Source organism: Cohnella thermotolerans DSM 17683 (genome assembly GCF_000429825.1).
GTDB classification, from domain to species: Bacteria; Bacillota; Bacilli; order Paenibacillales; family Paenibacillaceae; genus Cohnella; species Cohnella thermotolerans.
Genome location: NZ_AUCP01000062.1, coordinates 17,977 through 38,481, shown reverse-complemented (window position 1 = coordinate 38,481; position 20,505 = coordinate 17,977). Strand labels below are relative to the sequence as shown.

Sequence of the window (20,505 nt, the reverse complement as noted above, 5' to 3'; positions counted from 1 at the left end):
GATGTGGTCGAAGTCGCTTTTGCCTTGGCAAAGCAAGCCAAGATAGCTGGTCATGACATCGCCATGACTGTGAATCGGGTTCTCCATTCCTTTCACGGTGGAGCGATTGAGACGCTGCGGCAATCGGGTATGGGAAAGCAAGGCGCCGACGGTGGCCAGGCCAGCATGCGTAGTCAACAGAATTTCCTTAGATTGGGTGAATTGGATTCTCATATGTAGCACCTCGCAGGTGAAAGTGGATCATTCATGGTTCCTTTAAAATTCACCATCGGAGATGCGATTTCCTTTCTTTTTCTTCTTTTTCACAGAAGAACTATCACGGATTCAGGTTAATAAGAGACTTATCTTAAGCTAAGCGAAAATCCTTTATTTTCATTAAATAACTATATTGATCTTAAATTTATTTTTACTCGTATAAACTCAATTATTTCGTTCTTGTCATAATCATCAAGTTTTCTAAAAACTTCAATCAGCCTTTTCTCGAACTGATCTTCATATGTCGTCCCATCTTCTGCAGCGACACCAGTTAATAACCAGTTTATGTTCACATTATATTGTGTTCGAATAGATATTAATGTTTCCGCAGACGGATTACTATTTCCCATTTCAATTTCACTCAGGTTTCCTTGAGAAATGCCTATACTTTTTGCAAACTGAATTTGGTTTAAATTGTTCTCTTTGCGGATACATTTGATTCTATAGCCAATGTCACTCAACAATTTCACCACCAATCGTAAAATCCCGTATACATTTATTTCTACACAAATTAAAAGGGAGCCACGAATCATTCCCCGGGCTCCCTTCTAGATGCTGAATCATCTTGCATATCGGTTCATGACATCTTTTTTTGGTTCACAACATCTTTTACTGGTTCACGACATCTTTTACTGGTTCACGACATCTTTATCACTGGACAATTAACCGCCTTGCAGCTCTTCCCTCACTCCACCGTCACGCTCTTCGCCAGGTTGCGCGGCTTGTCGACGTCGTGGCCCAGCGCCAGCGAAGCGTAATACGACAGCAGCTGCAGCGGGATGACGGACAGCGCCGGCGTCAGCAGCGGAAGCGTGCGCGGGATGGAGAACTTGCGGTCGACCGACTTGGCGACTTCGGCTTCGTGGCCTTCGTTGAAGATGCCGAGCACGTGGGCGCCGCGCGCTTTCGTCTCCTTGATGTTGCTGACCGTCTTCTCGAACAGCTCCTCCTGCGTCAGAAGCGCGATCACCGGCACGCCTTCTTCGATGAGCGCGAGCGTGCCATGCTTCAGCTCTCCTGCCGCATACGCTTCGGAATGGATGTACGAGATCTCCTTCAGCTTGAGCGAGCCCTCCAGCGCCACGGCGTAGTCGATGCCGCGTCCGATGAAGAACAGGTTGCGGTGATGCGAGATCGACTCGGCCAGCTCCTTGATCGTCTCGGCCTGCGCGAGAATCTTCTCCACCTGCTCCGGCAGCGCCTGCATGGCCGCCAGCATTTTCGCCACGAAGGCTTCATCCTGTGTGCCCAGCGTTTGGGCCAAATACAGCCCGAACAGGTAGAACGCGATCAGTTGGGACGTATATGCCTTCGTCGATGCGACGGCGATCTCCGGCCCCGCCAGCGTGATGATGACGTCGTCCGCTTCGCGGGCAACCGAGCTGCCGACGACGTTGGTAATCGCGAGCACGCGCGCTCCGCAGCGCTTCGCTTCGCGCAAGGCTGCCAGCGTATCCGCCGTCTCACCGGATTGGCTGACGACGATGACGAGCGTCTCCGGCGTAATGATCGGCGAGCGGTAGCGGTACTCCGACGCGACGTCCGTCTCGACCGGGATACGGGCGAGCTGCTCGATGATCGTCTTGCCGACGAGGCCGGCGTGCAGCGCCGTTCCGCAAGCGACGATATGGACGCGGTTGATGGCGCGAAGCTGCTCCGGCGTCACGTTCAGCTCGTTCAGGACGACCGAACGGCCGTCTTCGCTCAGGCGCCCGCGCATCGTGTCGCGGTAAGCCTTCGGCTGCTCGTGAATCTCTTTGAGCATGAAATGGTCGAAGCCGCCCTTCTCGGCCGTCATGAGATCCCAATCGACATGGAACAGCTCCTTGGAGATGAAGTTGCCTTCGATCGTCATGAGCTCGACCCCGTCGCGGGTAAGCACCGCCATCTCGCCGTCGTTCAAAATATAGATGTCGCGCGTATGCTCCAGAATGGCGGGGATGTCCGAAGCGATGAACTTCTCCCCTTCGCCGACGCCGATGATGAGCGGGCTCGCATACCGCACCGCCACCAGCCGGTCCGGCTCATGCTCGGTCAGCACGGCGAGCGCGAACGCTCCGCGCATTTTCCGGACGGCCTTCTGCACCGCCTTGACGATATCGCCCTCGTACTCGACCGAGATGAGGTGCGAGATGACTTCCGTGTCCGTCTCCGACAGGAAGCGATGTCCCGCTTGAACGAGCTCCTCCTTGAGTTCCAAGTAATTCTCGATAATGCCGTTGTGCACGACGGAAAATTTATGCGAGTTGTCCGTGTGCGGGTGCGAATTCACATCGGACGGCTTGCCGTGCGTCGCCCAGCGGGTGTGGCCGATGCCCACCGTGCCGCGCAGCGGGTCGCTCGACAGGCGTCCTTCCAGATTGGCGAGGCGTCCGACCGTCTTCGTGATCTCCAGGCCATGCTCGGTGAACACGGCGATGCCCGCCGAGTCGTACCCCCGGTACTCCAGCTTCTTGAGCCCTTCGATCAGAATGGGCTGAGACTCCCGATTGCCAATATAACCAACGATTCCGCACATATGGAAATAGACCTCCGTTTCGGATTCTCATCGTCCCGACGAGTCCGAAACCAAGCCGCATGCTGTGAACTGTCCCATGCTTAACAAGTCCGCAAGCGGCCTTCGTTCGGCCCGCCGGACTCTTTCCGCTTCTTCTTCCTTCTCTGCATCGTACCGGAATATTGGCCGCCCGGTCACCCTGAGCGTTTTGTCTTCCGGTTGTCGGCCCCGATGCGGGCCGGGAGGTCCCCGCCGAACGTTCCGAACACCTCCACCTCGTCAACTTGCCGCCGATTCGCGAAATCCCAAAGCCGATGTCCCGCGGGCGGGCGAAGCCGAACCTTATCATCCGTCCCGGTTCGACTCTCCCCGCAGCGCGTTTCGACTTCATCGCCCCTTGGCCGACAAGTTCTGGCGCTCTCGTTGCTCTAGTTTCCCCTCTGCCCTGCCTCTCCATTCTAGAATGTACTTCCTATCATATTCGTTTTCAGCCCCCCTTGCAACCGCGACTTGCGAATTTCCCGGGGAATGACAAAACCCCCGGTCTCTCGACCCGGAGGTTGGACAACGTTCGGCAATCAGGCCAGTTCCTTGCGAATGACGTTCGCGATCGTCTCGACATGTTCCTCGATCTGCGCGCGGTCCGGCCCTTCCGCCATGACGCGGATGAGCGCTTCCGTACCCGACGGACGCACGAGTACGCGGCCGTTGTCGCCCAAGGCGCTCTCGGCCGTCGCAACGGCTTCCGCAATCGCCTGGTTGCCGGGATAGCGCGATTTATCCGCCACGCGAACGTTGACGAGCACCTGCGGATATTTGCGCATAATTTGTTTCAGTTCGCTTAGCTTGCGCCCCGAGGCTATGAGCGTATCCGTAAGCTGCAAGCCGGTCAGAATACCGTCCCCGGTCGTGTTGTAATCGAGGAAAATGACGTGTCCCGACTGTTCGCCGCCCAGGTTGTAGCCGCCGCGCACCATCTCTTCCATGACGTAGCGGTCGCCGACGGCCGTGCGTGCCGTGCGCAGTCCGAGCTTCTCCGCCGCCTTGAAAAAGCCGATATTGCTCATCACGGTCGTCACGATGGTGTCGTGCTTCAGACGGCCGTCGCGCTTCATCGCGTCTCCGCAAATGCACAGCACGAAGTCGCCGTCGACCTCCTCGCCGTTCTCGTCGATGGCGATGAGCCGGTCGGCGTCGCCGTCGAAAGCGAGGCCCAGATCCGCGCCATGCTCCTTCACTTTCGCCGCCAGCATCTCGGGATGCGTCGAGCCTACGCCGTCGTTAATGTTTAAGCCGTTCGGATCCGCGCCATAAGCGATCACTTCGGCGCCGAGCTCTCGGAACACCTCGGGAGCCAGCTCGTAAGCCGCCCCGTGTGCGCAATCGAGGACGATCTTCAGCCCCGAGAAGGAGTGCCGCACCGTCGTCTTCAGAAACTCGACATACCGATGCTTCGCTTCGGAATCCGTCGTCACCGTGCCGATCGCCCCGCCGACCGGACGCGGAAGCGTATCTTCTTCGGCATCCATCAGCTTCTCGATCTCCGCTTCCGTCTCGTCCAGCAGCTTGAAGCCGTCGCCGCCGAAAAACTTGATCCCGTTATCGTCAACCGGATTGTGCGACGCCGAGATCATGACGCCCGCGTCCGCCTTCAGCGCCCGGGTCAGATAGGCGACCGCCGGCGTCGTCACGACACCGAGGCGAACGACGTCCGCTCCGATGGAGAGCAGGCCGGCAATGAGGGCGCTCTCCAAGAGCGGCCCCGAAATTCTCGTATCCATCCCGATCACGACTTTGGGGCGCTCGGCGCGTCCGGCGAGCACCACGCCGCCGCAACGCCCGATTTTATACGCCAGCTCCGGAGTCAATTCCCTGTTCGCAATGCCTCTAACGCCGTCTGTTCCGAAATATTTACCCATAGCTTCCGTATCTTCTCCTTCATCCACTTTCTAACCGGTCTGCCGATCGGAATCAACCTTCGGCAGGCGGTTGCGATTCTTGGCTGCCGTCTTCGGCTCCCGCCGAGCCTGAATCGGCGCCGGTACCGGAACCCGAAGTCCCCGAAGCGGCCGCCGCCGAATCGTCCGAAGCTCCGGTGCCTTCCGCCGGCGACGCGGAGGCCGGCTGGTCGCTCGTAATCTCCACGGTGATCGTCTTATTGCCGCCCACCTGATCGATGAACCTCGGCGAGTTGACGACGATCGGCACCGTGTATACCCCCGGCCCGCGCCCGCTCAAATCGGCGACGACGTCGACGTCGCCCGGCTTGAGCGTATCCAGCATGGCGGGAGCGCCTTGCACGGTAATGTCGACCTTCTCGGTCGAGGGATCCGTAATTTTCGCGTGAAGGCCTTCTCCCAGGCCCTCGATCGTCACCGGCAGCCCTTGAATGGAACGCGTTTGCGACAGTACGACCTCGATATCCACGTTGACCGTCGCCGGCGAATACTCCGTGACGGAATCCAAGCCCTGCAGCTTGATCGAGACCCTGCCCGACTTGGTCAAGTTGTTCAGTTGCAAATCCGCTTCGACGAATTCGATCTTGTCGAGGACGTCCTGCGGCCCGTAAATCGTCACCTTCTCCGCATCCGGCTTGAAGTAAGCGATGCTGAGGCCGGCCGGCATATGGCCGAGCAGCTTGAACTGGAGCGGAACGGTCTTGTACGGATTCGTGATCGGCACATCGACTTCCAGCACCGCCGGGTCGAGCACAGCCCCTTCGATGACGTTCCCGTCGGCGTCATAGGCCGCGAGCCTGACGCTCTTGCTCTTGATCGTCTTGCTCGCTCCTTCGACCGAGACGGTTCCGCCGACCCGCTCCACCTTGGCGAGCTCGCCGGACGGAAGCGTGACGTGCACCCGGTTGCTCGGCCGCAGGACGGGAATCCCCGCCTTATAGCCTTGGGCCGGGGTTCCTTTCGTCGCAATTTCGACTTCGAATTCCTTCGTTTGAAGCTCTTCTACGGTCACCTTAACCGAATCCGGCGTCATGGATACAAGATCCACCCCGCGCGGCAATTCCGCCTGCAATTTCAGCGTATGCTCGCCTTCCGTCACGGTGCTCAAATCGACGCGAACGCTGTAATCGTCCGTTGAGGCCTTGAGCAAATCAGACCTCGTGCCTCTGACGACCAGCTTGACCGATTGCGGTTCGACGCTTTCCAGCACATAGCTGCGCTCGTTCAGTCCGTAGGCTTGCACCCTCAAAGAGTTAATCGTCTTCGTCTCCAGCGTCGACGGGACGGTGGCCGAAGGCTGGGTATCGTCGAAATGGACGACCGCCCACAGAATGATGCCGAGCACGAGCGCGATCAGCTTCATCGCCGTCGGGTGGCTAAGCCATTTATCCACGGCCGTCACCCGCCTTCCGCTTCCGCCAGAACGCCCAGTCTTTGCTGCCGGCCTTTGACTTCGGGCGCAGCTCCTCGAACAGCTTGGAGATGAGCGACTCCTCGTTGATGTCGCGAACGATCTGGCCGTTCATGGCCAGGGAGACTTGTCCCGTCTCCTCCGAGACGACGACGGAGATCGCGTCGCAAACCTCGCTGATGCCGATCGCCGCGCGATGCCGGGTTCCGAGCTCCTTGCTGATGAACGGGTTTTCCGACAGCGGCAAATAACAGCCGGCCGCCATGATCTGCGCTTCGCGCACGATCACCGCTCCGTCGTGAAGCGGCGTATTCGGGATGAAAATGTTAATGAGCAGCTCCGAGCTCATGCTCGATTCCATTTTGATCCCCGACTCGATGTACTCGTTAAGCCCCGTCTTGCGTTCGAAGACGATAAGGGCTCCGATTTTGCGCCGGGCCAAGTAATTAACGGCCTTAATCACTTCGTTGATCTGCTGGCTGACGTCCTGATCGCCGACCGTTCGGCTGAAGAGATTGCCGCGCCCAAGCTGCTCCAGCGCCCGTCGAAGCTCCGGCTGAAAAATGATGACAATCGTAACGACGCCCCAGGAGAACATTTGGTTCATGAGCCATTTCAGCGTGTACAGATTTAGCCAGGTGCTGATCGCCCAGGTGATGATGATAAAGAAGATCCCCTTGAGCAGCTGCACGGCTCGCGTACCGCGCACAAGCTGGATCAATTTATAAATCAGATAACTGACGATCAAAATGTCGGCGGCGTCCTTAATGGCGCTCTTCCAGGTCAAGGTTTGAAAATAGTCTTCCAAGACGCACCCCCCGTTTGGCGTCTCGACCGGTTTTCCCGATTCTTGTCAGATTACGCTTAGGATATATCTTTATTCACTTCTCTACTCCTGCCTCGAAATCCTGTCACGGTGACAAAAAAACCTCCCCTAGTCCCAGGGAGGCTCCAATAGCTGCCAAGCTGCGGCTGAAGGGTCTCTTCAGGAACCGTAAGCGAGTGTGTCGAACCAGGACGTCACTTTGTACCAGGCCCAATCGACCGCACGGTCGATCGTCTTGATCTTCCCGGCGATATGGGCGGTGGAAGCGAGCGTCACGTTGCCGTCGATGATCGTCAGGTTGCCCTGCACGTCGCCGAGCACCTGGGCCGCTCCGTTCTCGATCGTCAGGTCGCCCGCAACCTTCTCGCCGGCCGGCACGATGACCGTATTGCCCTTGATGACCACATGCTCGAGGTCGGCTCCGCGAACGGTCAACTGCTGGCTCTGGTTCCACATGGCGACGAAGCTCGAGACCATCACCACGAGGAACATCGCCGCCGCCGACAGGGCCGGATGGCGGCGCACCCAGGTCGTCCAGGTCTTCGGACTGCGCGTCTTGGGCAGCGACTTCATAATGCGGTATGTCATATAGTCCGGAGCGCCCGCCGGCTTCGGAACGGAGCGCAGGAAGGCGTCCGTCTTCTCGAGCGATTCCAGCCGCGCGCGGCATTCCGGACACTCGGCCAGATGAAGCTGCAGCATCTTCTTCTGCTCTTGAGGCAGCTCCCCGTCCAAATAATCGTGCATATATGCGATGGCGGCATTGCATTTCATAAGGTAAGCCATCCCTTTCTACATCGGAGGTCTAACTCCGTAGCGATTGCTTCTATAATGTACGCTGCGAAATCGTCGCGGTTTCAAGTTTGCGCGGCTCGATGGGTCAAAGCTTGTTCTCCAATTTCTTCCGCATAAACTCGCGCCCCCGATGCACCCGGGTCTTCACCGTCGTCACCGGCATATCCAGCACTTCGGAAATTTCCTGCAAGGACAGGTCTTGCAAATAGCGCAGGACCATGACCGATTTATATTTGGCGGGCAAAGTCTCCATCGCGTCGCGGATGATTTGCTGCGTCTCCGACAGCAGCATCTCGCTCTCCGGCGTCCGATCGTCGTTGGGCAGCATCGCGTATCCGTCCAAGCCTTCGTGATCGGCGTTCTCCGCATCCAGCGAATAGACCGGCCGCCGCTTGCGAAGCCTGTCGATGCACAAATTGGTCGCGATCCGATAAATCCAAGTGGAGAATTTCTGGTTCTCGTCGTATCGGTCCAAATGCTTGTACACCCTCAGGAAGCTTTCCTGCACGACGTCCTCGGCCTCCTGGCGGTTGTTCATCATCCGATAGGCGAGGTGGAACAGCTTATCCTTGTATAAATCCACGATCTCCGCGAACGCCCGCTGGTCTCCCTTCCGGGCTAACCTCGCAAGCCGCGTCTCTATTGGCTTCAAGATTCTTCCTCCGATAACGAACGCATAAATTCTCCTAGAATAATGGTAATCGACACCCTGCCAAAATGCAAGGAAGCCGCCCCACAGTCTTCGCCAGACCGCTGGGACAGCCTCTCTTCAATCGCCGGTTCGACGGCTCGCCTGGGGCCCCGTATCAGCCCGTATTGCGCAAGCCGGCGGCAATGCCGTTGATCGTAAGCAGCACTTCGCGTAGCAGCACCGCGTCGTCTTCGCCGTTCGCCCGCTTCGCCCGCAGCTCCGACAGAAGCTGCACCTGCAGGTAGCTGAGGGGATCGACGTACGGGTTGCGCAGCCGGATCGATTCCTGGATGACCGGCACGTTGTCCAGAATCTCTTCCTGCCCCGTAATGGCCAGAATCATGTCCTTGGTGAGCGCGAACTCCTCTTCGATCAGGGAGAAGATCCGGCTGCGGATCTCGTCGTCCTTGATCATCTCCGCGTACTTCCGCGCGATCAGCAGATCCGCCTTCGCCAGCGCCATCTGCAGATTGTCGATCAGCGTCGTGAAGAAGGAGTACTCGCGATACATCGTGCGCAGCGTCTCCAGCTTGGCAGCGTCCCCGCCGACGTATTCCTTGAACGCCGTTCCCGCCGCGTACCAGGCCGGCAGCAGGTAACGGCTCTGCGTCCACGAGAACACCCAGGGAATCGCGCGCAGATCTTCGAAGCGCTCGCTGTTCTTGCGTTTCGAAGGGCGAGAACCGATATTCAGCTCGCCGACTTCGGCAAGCGGAGTCGATTCCTTGAAGAACGTCATGAAGCCCGGATCGCGAAAAATCAAATCCTGATACTTCGTCTGAGCCGTCTCGGAAATGCCCGGCATGATCTCGTTCCAACGCGCCTCCGCCTCGCTCTCCTTGGACGGATGACGAGCGAGATGCGCCGCTTTCACCAGCGCGCTCGTCGCTTGCTCCAGGCTGCGGTAGGCGATGCCTTGCATCGAATAACGCGACGTGAGCACTTCGCCTTGCTCCGTAATCTTGATGCCGGCGCCGATCGTATGCGGAGGCTGCGCGAGAATGCTGCGGTTCAGCGGCATGCCGCCGCGTCCGAGCGCTCCGCCGCGTCCGTGGAAGAACTTGAGGCGAATGCCGTAGGCTTTGGCCATGTTCGTCAGCTCGTTAAGCGCGACGCGCAGCTCCCAGTTCGCCGTCACCATGCCGCCGTCCTTGTTGCTGTCGGAGTAGCCTAGCATGATCTCGTGCTGATTGCCCATCGCGGCCACCGTCTCGCGGTAAACCGGAAGATTGAACAACGTCTTCATGATGTCCGGGGCCGCGTGAAGGTCGTCGATCGTCTCGAACAGCGGCACCGACTGCAGCGTGCAGACGATGGAGCCGTCGCTCTCGCGGCGGAACAGGCCCGCTTCCTTCGCGAACACCATCACTTCCAGCATGTCGCTGGCGCCTTGGGTCATGCTGATCAGGTAGCTCGTGATGCAATCGCGGCCGAATTCCTGCTGGGCACGGTAAATGGTGCGATAGACATCGAGGCATTCCTTCGTGCCTTCGGTCAGATTGGCGTTCTCGTGCAGCAGCGGGCGGGAATCCGAGAGCAGACCGTGCAGCAGCTCGATCTTCTCCTCTTCCGACAGCGCCGCGTAATCGGCCGTTACGCCCGCCTTCGCCAGCACTTCCGTCATCGCGTTCTCGTGTTCCTGGCTATGCTGACGCACGTCAAGCGTGGCAAGGTGGAAGCCGAACAGCTCCGCCTGCCGGATCAGCTTCTTCAAGTGCGTATCCGCCACGAAATCGGCGTAATGATGGCGCAAGCTGCGGTCGATCAGTCGAAGGTCCGCAATAAATTCGGAAACGCTGTTGTATCTTTGCTTCGTTCCTTTGAACTGTTCGTTGCGCATATTTTGCAGCTTCTGCAGCATGTACGTCAGCTTGATGCGATAAGGCTCCTTCTCGTTCGTCCAAGGCTCGATCGTCTTCAGTTCCACGTCGGCGCGGTCCCGCTCGATCGAGCGGAGCAAATCCTCATGCACCTCGACGATGCTCGTGCTGAAGCTCATCTTCCGCATTAACGATTTCAACAACGTCTCATATTTATGGATCACGAGGCCCCGCTGAATGTTGAGCGTGCGCCAGGTGACGCTGGCGGTTACGGACGGGTTGCCGTCGCGGTCGCCGCCGATCCACGATCCGAAGCGCAAATACGTCGGCACATGCCAATCGTGCTCCGGATAATATTTGCCCAGGCAGCGCTCCAGCTCTTCGTACACGTCCGGAAGCACGTCGAACAGCGTCTCGTTGAAGAAATACATGCCGTTGCGCACTTCGTCGATGACCGTCGGCTTGCGGTCGCGAAGCTCGTCCGTCTGCCACAAGGTCAGCACTTCGTTCAACAGCTGTTCGCGCAGCTTCTCCCGTTCGCGGTAAGTCAGCGTCGGGTTGTCGAGCTCCATCATCTGATCGGCGATCCGCTTGTGAATGTCCAGCACGGCGCGCCGCATCGCTTCGGTCGGGTGCGCGGTCATGACCAGCTCCAGGGAAATGGTCCGGATCATCTCCTGCACTTCCTCGAGCGGCGTGCCGCTCTCCTTCAGGTCCTGGATGGCGCTCTCGATCGAGCCCGGCTGCACCGCTTCTCCGGCCGAACGCTCGTAATCGCGCTTGCGGCGGATGCGGTGGTTCTGTTCGGCGATATTGACCAATTGAAAATAAATAGCGAAAGCTCGGATGACCTGGTGCCGGATCTCCGGCTCCAGATGCCCGATCGCATTCAGAAACTCGTCGTATAGCTCCGGAACGAAATCCGCGCGCAGCGCTTTGCTGGTCTCGCGGATCTTCTCGACATGCTCAAGCAGTTCGCGTCCGCCTTGATGAACCAATACTTCCCCGAGAATGTTGCCCAGAAACCGGACGTCGCGGCGAAGCAGGTGGTTCGAGGACGGACGGCTCACAGTAGCCAATTCAGTCATCTCTTTCACCTCACGTGTTGCTCTCTGTCTCAGAACACCCTTCTGAATATCATACTACAAAAGGTTCTGAAAATCTGCCCCCGCCTCAAATATTATGGGACTTTCGCCGGCATCTCCATTGAAAACGGCCGCCTTATCGCGGATGACAAAATAAAAAAAGAAGCCCTGAACGAAGGCTTCTCGGTCGTTTGTGTTTGGAGCGGGTGATGGGAATCGAACCCACGCCATCAGCTTGGAAGGCTGAGGTTCTACCATTGAACTACACCCGCGCATATCGCGATGTTGGTCGGGACGACACGATTCGAACATGCGACCCCCTGGTCCCAAACCAGGTGCTCTACCAAGCTGAGCTACGTCCCGTAGTGTCGCATAACTGACTTGGCGCGCCCTGAGAGATTCGAACTCCCGGCCTTTAGATTCGTAGTCTAACGCTCTATCCAGCTGAGCTAAGGGCGCATATGGAGCGGAAAACGGGATTCGAACCCGCGACCTTCTCGTTGGCAACGAGATGCTCTACCACTGAGCTATTTCCGCATGTCGACTTGGTACGCCGAGGGACTTGCCCCCCCACGGCGGCCCGCCAGATCCTAGATTGACGAGTCAATCGGAGGCGATTTACGTCGGGTCGTTTTAGCGACATGTGTTATAATATCAGGTATCGCCCCCGATTTCAACCCCCAAATCAAATTTTTTTTGTTCACAAACACCGTTTTTGAACAAGCTTAGCGAGCGCATGTATCCTCATGTTTCGTGCAGCCGTTCGGCATCCGAACTTGCTAATCTTTTCCTCACTAATTCTTCATCCTTCCCGGGAAAAGGATCTTTTATTCCAATAAGAAAGGAGCCGTATACGACAGCCAACCCGATGCCGAAAGACGAAAGCCAGGAACCAGAGGCTATGCGCCTAAATTGATGATCAGGTTCGCGCGTGCGGCCGTGCAATAAAGCGGCACTCAAGGCGTACGCTTAACTTGGCCTCACCTTTCGGCTTGTCGGGATTTCAGCTGGACGGCTTGATCCGATCTGCCGTCACGAATACTCCCATAATTGTTGCGCGGCTCCAAGCATTCCGCTCCGGCTTCCCGAGCTGGCGCCTTCAATTCGAACGTTCCGATACATGGAAGGCATCGCTCTGCGCTTGACTTCGTTCCGGATTTTGGCGAAGAAAGCTTCGCCGGATTCCGCTACGCCTCCGCCGATGACGATGGTATCGGGATTGACGATATGAATGAGACTGGCGATAGCCGAGCTTAAGGCAGCGACCGCTTCGTCGATAACCTGCTCCGCTATCTCGTCTCCTTGCCGCCACCGGGCAAAAACCTCTCTGGCATCGGGAACCGTCGGCGCATCTGCGCCGACCCGTTCCCTCATCTTCAACCGTTCGTTCATTCTTCTCGCGATGGAGGTTCCCGACGCATACAGTTCCAGGCATCCCAAATTGCCGCAGATGCATCGCGGTCCTCGAAAATCGACGGTCATGTGCCCGAATTCGCCCGCCCCGCCGAATGCGCCGCGGACTAACTTCCCTTCCGACAGGAGGGCTCCTCCGACGCCGGTCCCCAAGGCGATGCAAATCATGTGCTTCGAATGCCGGCCGGACCCGAACCGCTTCTCGGCCAGCGCAAGAACGTTGACATCATTATCCACGTATACCGGCAATGAAAATTCGCGTTCCAGCAGCTCCCGAATGGGCGTTCCCGTATAACCCGGCAGCAAATCGTTGGCATAATGCACCGTGCCCGAAGCAAAATCGATTTGTCCGGCGCTCCCAACGCCGATGCCTTGGAGATTGAGCGGTTCTCCCCGGTCTTCAGCCAACTTCATCACGTTCCGGATGCCGGCAATCACCTGTCCGATCACCCGTCGCTCCATGCCCAACGACGGCACGGTAAGCTCGGCGGCTACGTTGCCGGAACGATCCGTAATGCCGATATGGATTTTCGTGCCTCCAATGTCAACGCCGACGGCTTGTTCCGGCAGTGTCTTTGTCATGTTGCGCCTCCCGCAGTCAACCAAGCGTTCACCAATTCCCCGCTCTCGGCTTATTGCGCAGCCACTCGTCCATACGTTCCGCGTATCGTTTCGTAATCACATGCGGGCGGGTAATGGCGGCGCCCACTACAACGTAGGAAGCTCCGAGCCGCATGGCCTGTACGGCTTCCCGCTCGCTCCATATTCTTCCTTCGGCCGCGACGGGTACCGAAACCTTCTCGGTCAGCTTCTTGACTAATTCCAGATCGGGCCCGGCCTGCCGAGGACTGTACGGGGTATAACCCGATAGAGTCGTCGAAATGATATCGGAGCCAAGACGCTCCGCAGCCATGCCTTCTTCCAATACGGATATATCGGCCATGACCTTCGCCCCGGCGGCATGAATGAAATCGATCATTTCCTTGACTTTGCTTAACCGGCCTTCGCGGTCGGTCATATCCAAAGCGACGATATCCGCGCCCGCCTCCAGAATCGCGCGAACATCTTCCATTTCGGGCGTAATATAAACAGCCGAACCGGGGATGTCCCGTTTGATGATCCCGATGACCGGCACTTCGACGGCTTCTTTAATCGCCCTGATATCCTGCGTGCCGTTCGCCCGAATGCCGACCGCTCCCCCCTGCTCGGCGGCGACGGCCATTCGCTTCATCATTTCCGCGCCATGCAGAGGCTCGTCAGGAAGAGCCTGGCACGATACGATCAACCCGCTCTTCTGAAATGTGCGTCTCATACTCATACATCTCCCGATTATTGAATAAGCAGCTTCGTTCGGCTTGTCATCGTTTTTCCGTTAAACTGAAGGGTCGCTTCCACGCATACGACGCCTTTGGCGACAACTTGAAAAGACAGTTTAGCCCCGGTTTGCTCCGTCACCTGAATGCCGTCCCCCTTCACCTTCCATGTCACATCCTCCGGCGGATACGGAACCGTAAATCCGCTCTCGAATTTGGCTACGGCCGTTATTTGCGAGACTTGCCCTACCTGCAGCTGTGAGTCTTGAGGCTTCAAGTCGAACTTCGTCCATCTCGACACTTCGATCTTCACGGATTCCGCGTCAATTCCTTGTACCCGGGCCCGAACCATCGCAACTCCCGGCGCGAGAGCGGTTAACGTTCCGTCTTCGGAGACGTTCAGCACATTCGGATCGCTGACCGAATATTGAACGTCCTCGGCGGGAACAAGCCGATTGGAGTCGTTTGCATCCACGACTTGAAGACCGAAGCTTTGGCCCAAGTCCATGAGGCTGTTCGGCAGCACGATCCGATAGTTCGGCGCCTGCTCGATATGGCTGTATTTCACCAGATGGACGTTATCGATATACAGCGTATTCGGCAGATGATAAGGAGCTTGCAGCTTTTGGTTGAACGACATGCGGCGAACGTCGTGAATATTGAAATTGGGTCCATCCATGTCCTTGATCGGCACGTTGATCTTCGTCCAGGCATGAGGAGCGAGCTCAAACGTTTTGCTGTACGATCTCGACCATTTCATCGCCTGGTCCATAAATTCGGCGTCCACGTACTGCGTAAGATCCGAAGGATTGTACACATCCGCCGTCACGGAATCGTAACCGCTCCAATCGGTCTGTTCGTAAGAGGAGCCCGCCGTCAAATAGACTCTGAAGTTTGAGAACTGCGTGGTATAGTCGGCCTTCAACGATTGCGAGCCGGAAGACACGAATTGCGGATCGGTATTCAGCGATACTTTGCCCGGATTATCCGCCGTCGCCTTCAATGCCGTTCCCTCGAAATCGTCGATCGTCAGCTTCGGGTCGTCCGGCTGCTCGACCGGATCGGGAGCCAGTACCCAGTCCTTGAGCGTCGTCTGTCCCGGTGCGATCTGAGCTTGCCCGGTCAAATCGCGGTAGCCTTCCTTGCGGACGGTGAATGTATGTTGAACCGCGTACAAATCGGCAATTTGGTAATTTCCGCTCGCATCGCTCGCCGCTTCCCGGCCGTCTACGCTTATCTCCGCATCCGGAATCGGTTGCCCCGACGGATCGACGACCCGCCCCGTCAACGTTCCTGTCGGAGGCTGATACTGCCCTTTGGCAAAACGATAAACGTCATCGTAAATGTCCCGGCCCTTCGGATTGTCGCTGTGATACAAATCGTATAAAGCATAGACGTCCTGATAATAGGCTTTAAGAGAGCCGTTCATATAGCCGTACATGACGCCTCCGGCCAAGTAATTCCGCAGCGCCTGCTCGTGCCACGGATCGTCCAATACGGACGAGGTGAATTCGATCTCCACCCCTTCCCCGCTGCTGTCGGCCAATTGCGCCGTATCCCGGATTCTGTCGATCGTCGTGTTTTGATTCATATAATGATTGGGTTGAATAATCGTAAAATCAAAGCCCGCCGAGTTGCCCTGACCTTTCATTCCCGCGCCCGACCACGGAATCCAACCGAGCTTGAGGCCTTGCTCGTGCAAGTACTGGACCGCATAGTGCACATTGTCGAGTTCGCCGGGCACCGACGTATCCAGGTCTTCCTGCATCCAGTAGAAGCCGCTTAACTTAAGATGATCGTAATTCGCCGCCCGGAAGCGCTCGATAAACTGGTCCACGTACCATTTCACGGCCAAGTTGCGGTTGTCCAGGCTGGCCAAGCTGTCGGCGGCGCCGTCGCCGTCGATGTCGCCGAATTCGGTGCTTTGGGAATCCGGGAACGGAAGCACCATATACACGTTCACCTGTTTGTCCGGATCGCGAAGCTGGTTGCCAACAGTTTCCACTGCTTGGTTCAGCGCGTCAAACTGCCGGTCCTTCTCGAACATCCGGTCCATCACCCACTGCCAGTCTGCTTTCGTGCCCGGATGAGAATCCGTCACCCAGGTATAGTAACGATGGAGGTCTCCGCCTAACGGCGTTTTGAGACCGAGAAACAAATAGGTATCGTAAAAAAAGTCGTCCGGCGTTCCATGCTCGGTCAAATGCCCCACATACGGCAAAAACTTGTCCTTATCCCATTCGCCGATCTGCTGCCCGTCATAGTTGTCGGGATTATAATAACCTGCGTAAACGAGCAAAATGTTCTCCGCTCCGTCCGCCTTCGCATCGCCGGGGGGAATATAGGCCGCCGCAGCTTGCCCGCTTGCGGCCAGCAGCATGACGAGAGCCGTCAAGAAGCCGATCCATCTTTTCATCACACAACCTCCTTGGCTAATGGGATATATCCGGTCCGTTCTGTTCGTAAACCAAGCGCCCGGCCTTATACGTCCGGCAAACTTGAAGCCGGTCGCCGTCAAGGCGCAGCACTGCGATGTCGGCGGGCGATCCCGCCGATAATCCGGATGCGGCCGGAAGCTTCAGCAGCGACGCCGGAACCGTCGAAGCCATGCGCCACGCTTCCGCGAGCGTAGCGATGCCCAGCCGCGCCAGATGTTCGACGCCGTGCAGCAGCAGCTTCGCCGAACCGGCGAGCAGTTCGGGAGCTTCCGCCAAATGCAGCCTCCCTTCCTCCGTCAGGACGACGTCGCCGCCGATATGCGCCTCGTACCTGCCCGGTGGCATTCCGGCCAGAGACACCGCGTCGCTGACGAGGACGGATTTCCCGGCTTTGACCTTGCAGAACACTTTGAGCAGCGAGGCGGGCAGATGGAATCCGTCGGCAATCATCGCCGTCCACAGCTCGTCTGCGGCGAGCTGGTCCCAAATGTAGTTGGGATGGCGGGGCAGCACCGGATGGGCCCCGTTGCCCAGATGCGTCGACAAGCTGGCGCCCGCGCGCACGGCTTCCCGTATTTGAGCCGAATGGGCGGCGGTATGGCCGATCGAAGCGATCATCCCCCGCTTGACGCAATGACGGATAAAGGCGGGAGCTTCCTCCCATTCCGGCGCCAGCGTCACGATGCGGATCAGGCCGCCCGCGGCCTCCTGCCACCGGTCCAGCAGACGGATATCCGGCCGCCGGATATGCTCTCTCGGATGCGCCCCCCGCGGCCCGTCTTCCGGCGAGAGGAACGGCCCTTCCAGATGGAACCCGGCAACCGTGCTGCGGATCGCCGGATCGGCGGAGCAAGCCTGCCGGATCTGTTCCAGCAACTCGGCCATTTGCTCCGCTCCGTTCGTAATGACCGTAGGACAGAACGAGGTCACGCCATGCGCCCAAAGCGCCGCCACGGCATGCCGGAATCCTTCCGCCACAACCGGCGGACGGTTGAAATCCACTCCCGCGGCGCCGTTGATTTGCAAATCGACAAGGCCGGGGGCGAGGATAGGCAAACGTTCGGCTTCTCCCTCCGGAAGCGGCTCAACCTCCGAGATGAGGCCGTTCGAGAAGCGCAAGCGAACCGCCTCGCCCGTCAGAAGATTGCGGCCTTCCACCGCGCTCATCTCACCCCCCCTCCGTAAGCGTCCAGATCGGTGAAGAGCGTGCAGGACGGATGAACCGTCAAGATGGAGGCGGGACATTCCGTTGTCACGGTTCCGGACAGCATGCGGCGGACGGCCTCCCGCTTCCGCTCGCCGGGAACGATGCAGAACAGATGCTTGCCGCTTGTCAGAGCCGGCACCGTTAACGTAAGGGCGTGTGTCGGCACCGAAGCCAAGTCCGGGAAACAGCCGTCGTTGACTTGCTGCTGCCGGCAATCGCGATCCAGCTCCACCTTCTTGACCAGCAGCGGATCTTGAAAATCGGCAACGGGAGGGTCGTTAAAAGCGATGTGGCCGTTCTCGCCGACGCCGAGACAGACGATATCGATCGGTTCTTGCCTCAGCAGCCCGGCGTAGCGGGCCGCTTCCTCCGCTTCGTCGGCAGCGTTGCTGCGAAGGAGATGAACTTCCCGGAACGGCACCCGCGAGAACAACTTGTTCGACAAAAAGGCGGAGAAACGCTCGGGAGCGTGTTCGTCCAGGCCGATATATTCATCCATATGAAAGCCGGTTACCCGACGCCAGTCCAAATCCGGCTCTGACACCAAAGCTTCCAGCATCTCATTCTGGGACGGCGCGGCTGCGAACACCATGCGCACGTTGTCCTGCTCGGCCAACAGCTTCCGCATCGAGGCGGCGATCCGCTTGGCCGCCGCCTCCCCCATTGCCCGGCGGTTGCCGTAAACTTCAACATTCAGACGGTCTTGGCGCCGCTTTAGAATCGGTTCAAGTTCCATGTCGTCGCCTCATTTCTCATCGTCTATCGGCTTCCACGTCGGCAAGCCTGACCGGCTTGCCCAGCTCCGCCGACGCATAAGCGGCGAGCGCCACCCGGGCGGAGCGGAAACCGTCCTCCCCGGTGACCGGAACGTCCCGGCCTTCCCGCAGCGCCATGACGAACGCGTCGATCAAACGGTCGTCCATCGAATCGCCCCAATAGCTCCAGCTAGGCTTCATCCGCTCGTTGTTGTAAATTTCGTTCTTCTGGGCGAACGCGTCGACGAACAAGGAGCCCTTCGTACCGATCAGTTCCATCGTGACATCGCCCCAGGTCGGGAACGCCGCAGGCCGGGACCAGCTCGGGTCGAGCGACGCGATCACCCCGTTGCGGAACTTGACGTGAACGATGCCGGCATCGTCTATCGGCACGCTGTGAAACAATGTAGCGGCGAACGCAAAGACTTCTTCCGCTTCGCTGTTCAGGAACCAGTTCATGAGATCCATCACATGAACCGTATGATCGAGCACCGCCCCTCCCCCCGACAAGCTGCGGTCGACAAACCAGCCTCCGGGCATCGTCCCCCGGTTCGTGCCTTTGATGGCGACGATCCGCCCGATGTCGCCGCGATCCACAGCTGCCTTGGCTTCGATGACGGAGGCGAGATAACGGCATGGAAAAGCGGTCATCAGTTGAACGCCGTTCGCGCGGCAGGCTTCGATCATCTCTTGCATCTGCGCTTCGGTAATGCCGAGCGGCTTCTCGCACAACACATGCTTGCCGGCCCGAGCCGCCTGCACCGTAAGCGGCGCGTGGCGAACGTTCTCCGAGCAGATGACGACCGCATCGACGTCCGCAGCGAGCAGCTTGCCCGCATCTTCGTAGTAGGCCAGACCGTAACGCTCCGTGAAAGGCCGAACGCGCTCCCGGTTCTCGTCCGCAATGCCGACGAGGTCCACGTCCTTGCGCGCAAGCAGCGCTTGCAGATAGGAAGCCGCATGCATATGCGCGAAGCTGATCATTCCGACTTTCAACTTGTCCTTCATGGCCTATTTCCTCCTATGGCAACGGGTTGGCCGGTTTGACACGACCGTTCCGCGGCAAGGGCGATTTCCAGCGCGGCTCTGGCGTCTTCCGCGGTAACGACCGGTTCGGAGCCGTCGCGGACGCATTCCAGGAAGTGCTTCAGCTCTCGATAATAAGGATCGTGCCTCATCGGGCTTTGCGGCACCTGCACCGCCGCCTTCCCTTCCCGCCCCTCGTCCCTGCTCGTCACGACCAGGGAACGGGACGTTGCGCTGTCGAGGCGAAGCACCCCTTGGCTTCCTGCGATTTCGGCCGCCGTCGTAAACGGTCCCGGATACCCCCAATACGCGGCCAGATGGCCGATCGCCCCGTTGCGGAAACGGATGGTGACCAAAGCGTATTCGAACGGATCCTCGCCGCCGGATTGCGCCTTGGCGGCATAGACGGTGTCCGCTTCCCCGTATACGGAACGCACGAAATCGATGTCGTGAATCATCAAATCCAGAATGACGCCGCCGCTTTTGCTGCGGTCGTGATACCACAGCCCGTTGCCTCTCGGATAGCTGCCGTACCTTTTGAAATGCGCCACGCCCGGACCGCCGGTCTCGCCGCGGGCGACTTGACCGGCCGCATCCGCATAATTCGGGAAAAAGCGAACGACATGCCCGACGAACAGCCGCACGCCGTATTGCCGGCAAGCCTCGATCATCGCGTCCGCATCCTCCAGCGTCATGCCGATCGGTTTCTCGCAAATGATGTGTTTGCCGAGCCGTGCCAGCTCGATCACGATCCGCTTATGCAAATACGTAGGCAAGCAGACGCACACGACATCCGGATTTTCGGCCTCCAGCATAGCCTTGTAATCCGAGTAAGCGTTCGTTCCGCCCGCGGCCGCCGCCTCTTCCGCCCTCGCCGCGTCGACGTCGCATACGCCCGCGAGATCGGCCTCCTCCATCGAGGCCAAGTTCTTCGCATAGGTGATTCCCATAGTTCCGCACCCGATAATGGATACCTTCAAAACGATTTCCTCCTCGCGATCATCCGATCTTATCC

Annotated in this window: 15 protein-coding genes, 4 tRNA genes and 1 pseudogene; all 20 read right to left on the bottom strand. The window is 58.3% G+C overall.

Annotated elements, in window-relative coordinates:
* Positions 1–213: pseudogene (locus tag G485_RS29110) on the bottom strand (IS1380 family transposase); the annotation flags it as partial.
* A 170-nt stretch (positions 214–383) separates the two neighbouring features.
* Positions 384–788, bottom strand: coding sequence for a helix-turn-helix domain-containing protein (locus G485_RS26380; protein WP_051318252.1), 405 nt, complete (start codon positions 786–788; stop codon positions 384–386).
* Between the two features lie 152 nt (positions 789–940).
* A complete protein-coding gene (glmS, locus tag G485_RS0113290) occupies positions 941–2,773 on the bottom strand; it encodes a glutamine--fructose-6-phosphate transaminase (isomerizing) (protein ID WP_027092962.1) in 1,833 nt (610 codons plus the stop codon).
* 557 nt (positions 2,774–3,330) lie between these two features.
* Entirely contained in the window at positions 3,331–4,671 is a 1,341-nt protein-coding gene (glmM, locus tag G485_RS0113285; protein WP_027092961.1) for a phosphoglucosamine mutase, read from the bottom strand.
* 52 nt (positions 4,672–4,723) lie between these two features.
* Complete coding sequence (locus G485_RS26375) at positions 4,724–6,103, bottom strand: CdaR family protein (protein ID WP_156922333.1); 1,380 nt, start codon at positions 6,101–6,103, stop codon at positions 4,724–4,726.
* A complete protein-coding gene (cdaA, locus tag G485_RS0113275) occupies positions 6,096–6,929 on the bottom strand; it encodes a diadenylate cyclase CdaA (RefSeq protein WP_027092960.1) in 834 nt (277 codons plus the stop codon). The genes G485_RS26375 and cdaA overlap by 8 nt, the downstream gene beginning before the upstream one ends.
* A 177-nt stretch (positions 6,930–7,106) precedes the next feature.
* Entirely contained in the window at positions 7,107–7,721 is a 615-nt protein-coding gene (locus tag G485_RS0113270) for a zf-HC2 domain-containing protein (protein ID WP_027092959.1), read from the bottom strand.
* 106 nt (positions 7,722–7,827) lie between these two features.
* Positions 7,828–8,385 (bottom strand): RNA polymerase sigma factor SigW, encoded by a 558-nt coding sequence (sigW, locus tag G485_RS0113265; protein WP_420805776.1) that lies wholly within the window; start codon positions 8,383–8,385, stop codon positions 7,828–7,830.
* A gap of 163 nt (positions 8,386–8,548) precedes the next feature.
* Positions 8,549–11,341, bottom strand: coding sequence for a phosphoenolpyruvate carboxylase (gene ppc / locus G485_RS0113260; RefSeq protein WP_027092957.1), 2,793 nt, complete (start codon positions 11,339–11,341; stop codon positions 8,549–8,551).
* Positions 11,342–11,536: 195 nt separating this feature from the next.
* A tRNA-Gly gene (locus G485_RS0113255) sits at positions 11,537–11,610 on the bottom strand.
* Positions 11,611–11,624: 14 nt separating this feature from the next.
* Positions 11,625–11,701 (bottom strand) — tRNA-Pro (locus G485_RS0113250).
* Positions 11,702–11,720: 19 nt separating this feature from the next.
* Positions 11,721–11,797 (bottom strand) — tRNA-Arg (locus G485_RS0113245).
* 3 nt (positions 11,798–11,800) lie between these two features.
* A tRNA-Gly gene (locus tag G485_RS0113240) sits at positions 11,801–11,875 on the bottom strand.
* Positions 11,876–12,370: 495 nt separating this feature from the next.
* Positions 12,371–13,333, bottom strand: a complete 963-nt coding sequence (locus G485_RS0113235) for an ROK family protein (protein WP_027092956.1) — start codon at positions 13,331–13,333, stop codon at positions 12,371–12,373.
* 28 nt (positions 13,334–13,361) lie between these two features.
* The gene (locus G485_RS0113230; protein WP_027092955.1) at positions 13,362–14,063 is read right to left on the bottom strand and encodes an N-acetylmannosamine-6-phosphate 2-epimerase; all 702 of its coding nucleotides are present in this window, start codon (positions 14,061–14,063) and stop codon (positions 13,362–13,364) included.
* Between the two features lie 17 nt (positions 14,064–14,080).
* Positions 14,081–16,480 carry a DUF4855 domain-containing protein gene (locus G485_RS0113225; RefSeq protein ID WP_027092954.1) on the bottom strand — a complete coding sequence of 800 codons (2,400 nt, stop codon included), beginning with the start codon at positions 16,478–16,480 and terminating at the stop codon, positions 14,081–14,083.
* A gap of 16 nt (positions 16,481–16,496) precedes the next feature.
* Positions 16,497–17,669: an N-acetylglucosamine-6-phosphate deacetylase gene (locus tag G485_RS0113220; RefSeq protein WP_027092953.1), complete on the bottom strand. Its 1,173-nt coding sequence runs from the start codon at positions 17,667–17,669 to the stop codon at positions 16,497–16,499.
* On the bottom strand, positions 17,666–18,445 hold the full coding sequence (locus tag G485_RS0113215; RefSeq protein ID WP_027092952.1) for a glucosamine-6-phosphate deaminase: 780 nt from the start codon (positions 18,443–18,445) through the stop codon (positions 17,666–17,668). Before G485_RS0113215 ends, G485_RS0113220 begins: the two co-directional genes overlap by 4 nt.
* 16 nt (positions 18,446–18,461) lie before the next feature.
* Positions 18,462–19,472: a Gfo/Idh/MocA family protein gene (locus G485_RS0113210; RefSeq protein ID WP_027092951.1), complete on the bottom strand. Its 1,011-nt coding sequence runs from the start codon at positions 19,470–19,472 to the stop codon at positions 18,462–18,464.
* On the bottom strand, positions 19,469–20,470 hold the full coding sequence (locus G485_RS0113205; RefSeq protein ID WP_027092950.1) for a Gfo/Idh/MocA family protein: 1,002 nt from the start codon (positions 20,468–20,470) through the stop codon (positions 19,469–19,471). The genes G485_RS0113210 and G485_RS0113205 overlap by 4 nt, the downstream gene beginning before the upstream one ends.
* Positions 20,471–20,505 lie beyond the last annotated feature (35 nt).

Excerpts from the sequence above, each read along its gene's own strand:
- glmS (WP_027092962.1), bottom strand. The coding sequence starts at position 2,773 with ATGTGCGGAATCGTTGGTTATATTGGCAATCGGGAGTCTCAGCCCATT.
- G485_RS0113235 (WP_027092956.1), bottom strand. The coding sequence starts at position 13,333 with ATGACAAAGACACTGCCGGAACAAGCCGTCGGCGTTGACATTGGAGGC.
- G485_RS0113225 (WP_027092954.1), bottom strand. The coding sequence starts at position 16,480 with ATGAAAAGATGGATCGGCTTCTTGACGGCTCTCGTCATGCTGCTGGCC.
- ppc (WP_027092957.1), bottom strand. The coding sequence starts at position 11,341 with ATGACTGAATTGGCTACTGTGAGCCGTCCGTCCTCGAACCACCTGCTT.
- G485_RS0113210 (WP_027092951.1), bottom strand. The coding sequence starts at position 19,472 with ATGAAGGACAAGTTGAAAGTCGGAATGATCAGCTTCGCGCATATGCAT.
- G485_RS0113215 (WP_027092952.1), bottom strand. The coding sequence starts at position 18,445 with ATGGAACTTGAACCGATTCTAAAGCGGCGCCAAGACCGTCTGAATGTT.
- G485_RS0113270 (WP_027092959.1), bottom strand. The coding sequence starts at position 7,721 with ATGAAATGCAATGCCGCCATCGCATATATGCACGATTATTTGGACGGG.
- G485_RS26380 (WP_051318252.1), bottom strand. The coding sequence starts at position 788 with ATGATTCGTGGCTCCCTTTTAATTTGTGTAGAAATAAATGTATACGGG.
- glmM (WP_027092961.1), bottom strand. The coding sequence starts at position 4,671 with ATGGGTAAATATTTCGGAACAGACGGCGTTAGAGGCATTGCGAACAGG.
- G485_RS0113230 (WP_027092955.1), bottom strand. The coding sequence starts at position 14,063 with ATGAGACGCACATTTCAGAAGAGCGGGTTGATCGTATCGTGCCAGGCT.
- G485_RS0113220 (WP_027092953.1), bottom strand. The coding sequence starts at position 17,669 with ATGAGCGCGGTGGAAGGCCGCAATCTTCTGACGGGCGAGGCGGTTCGC.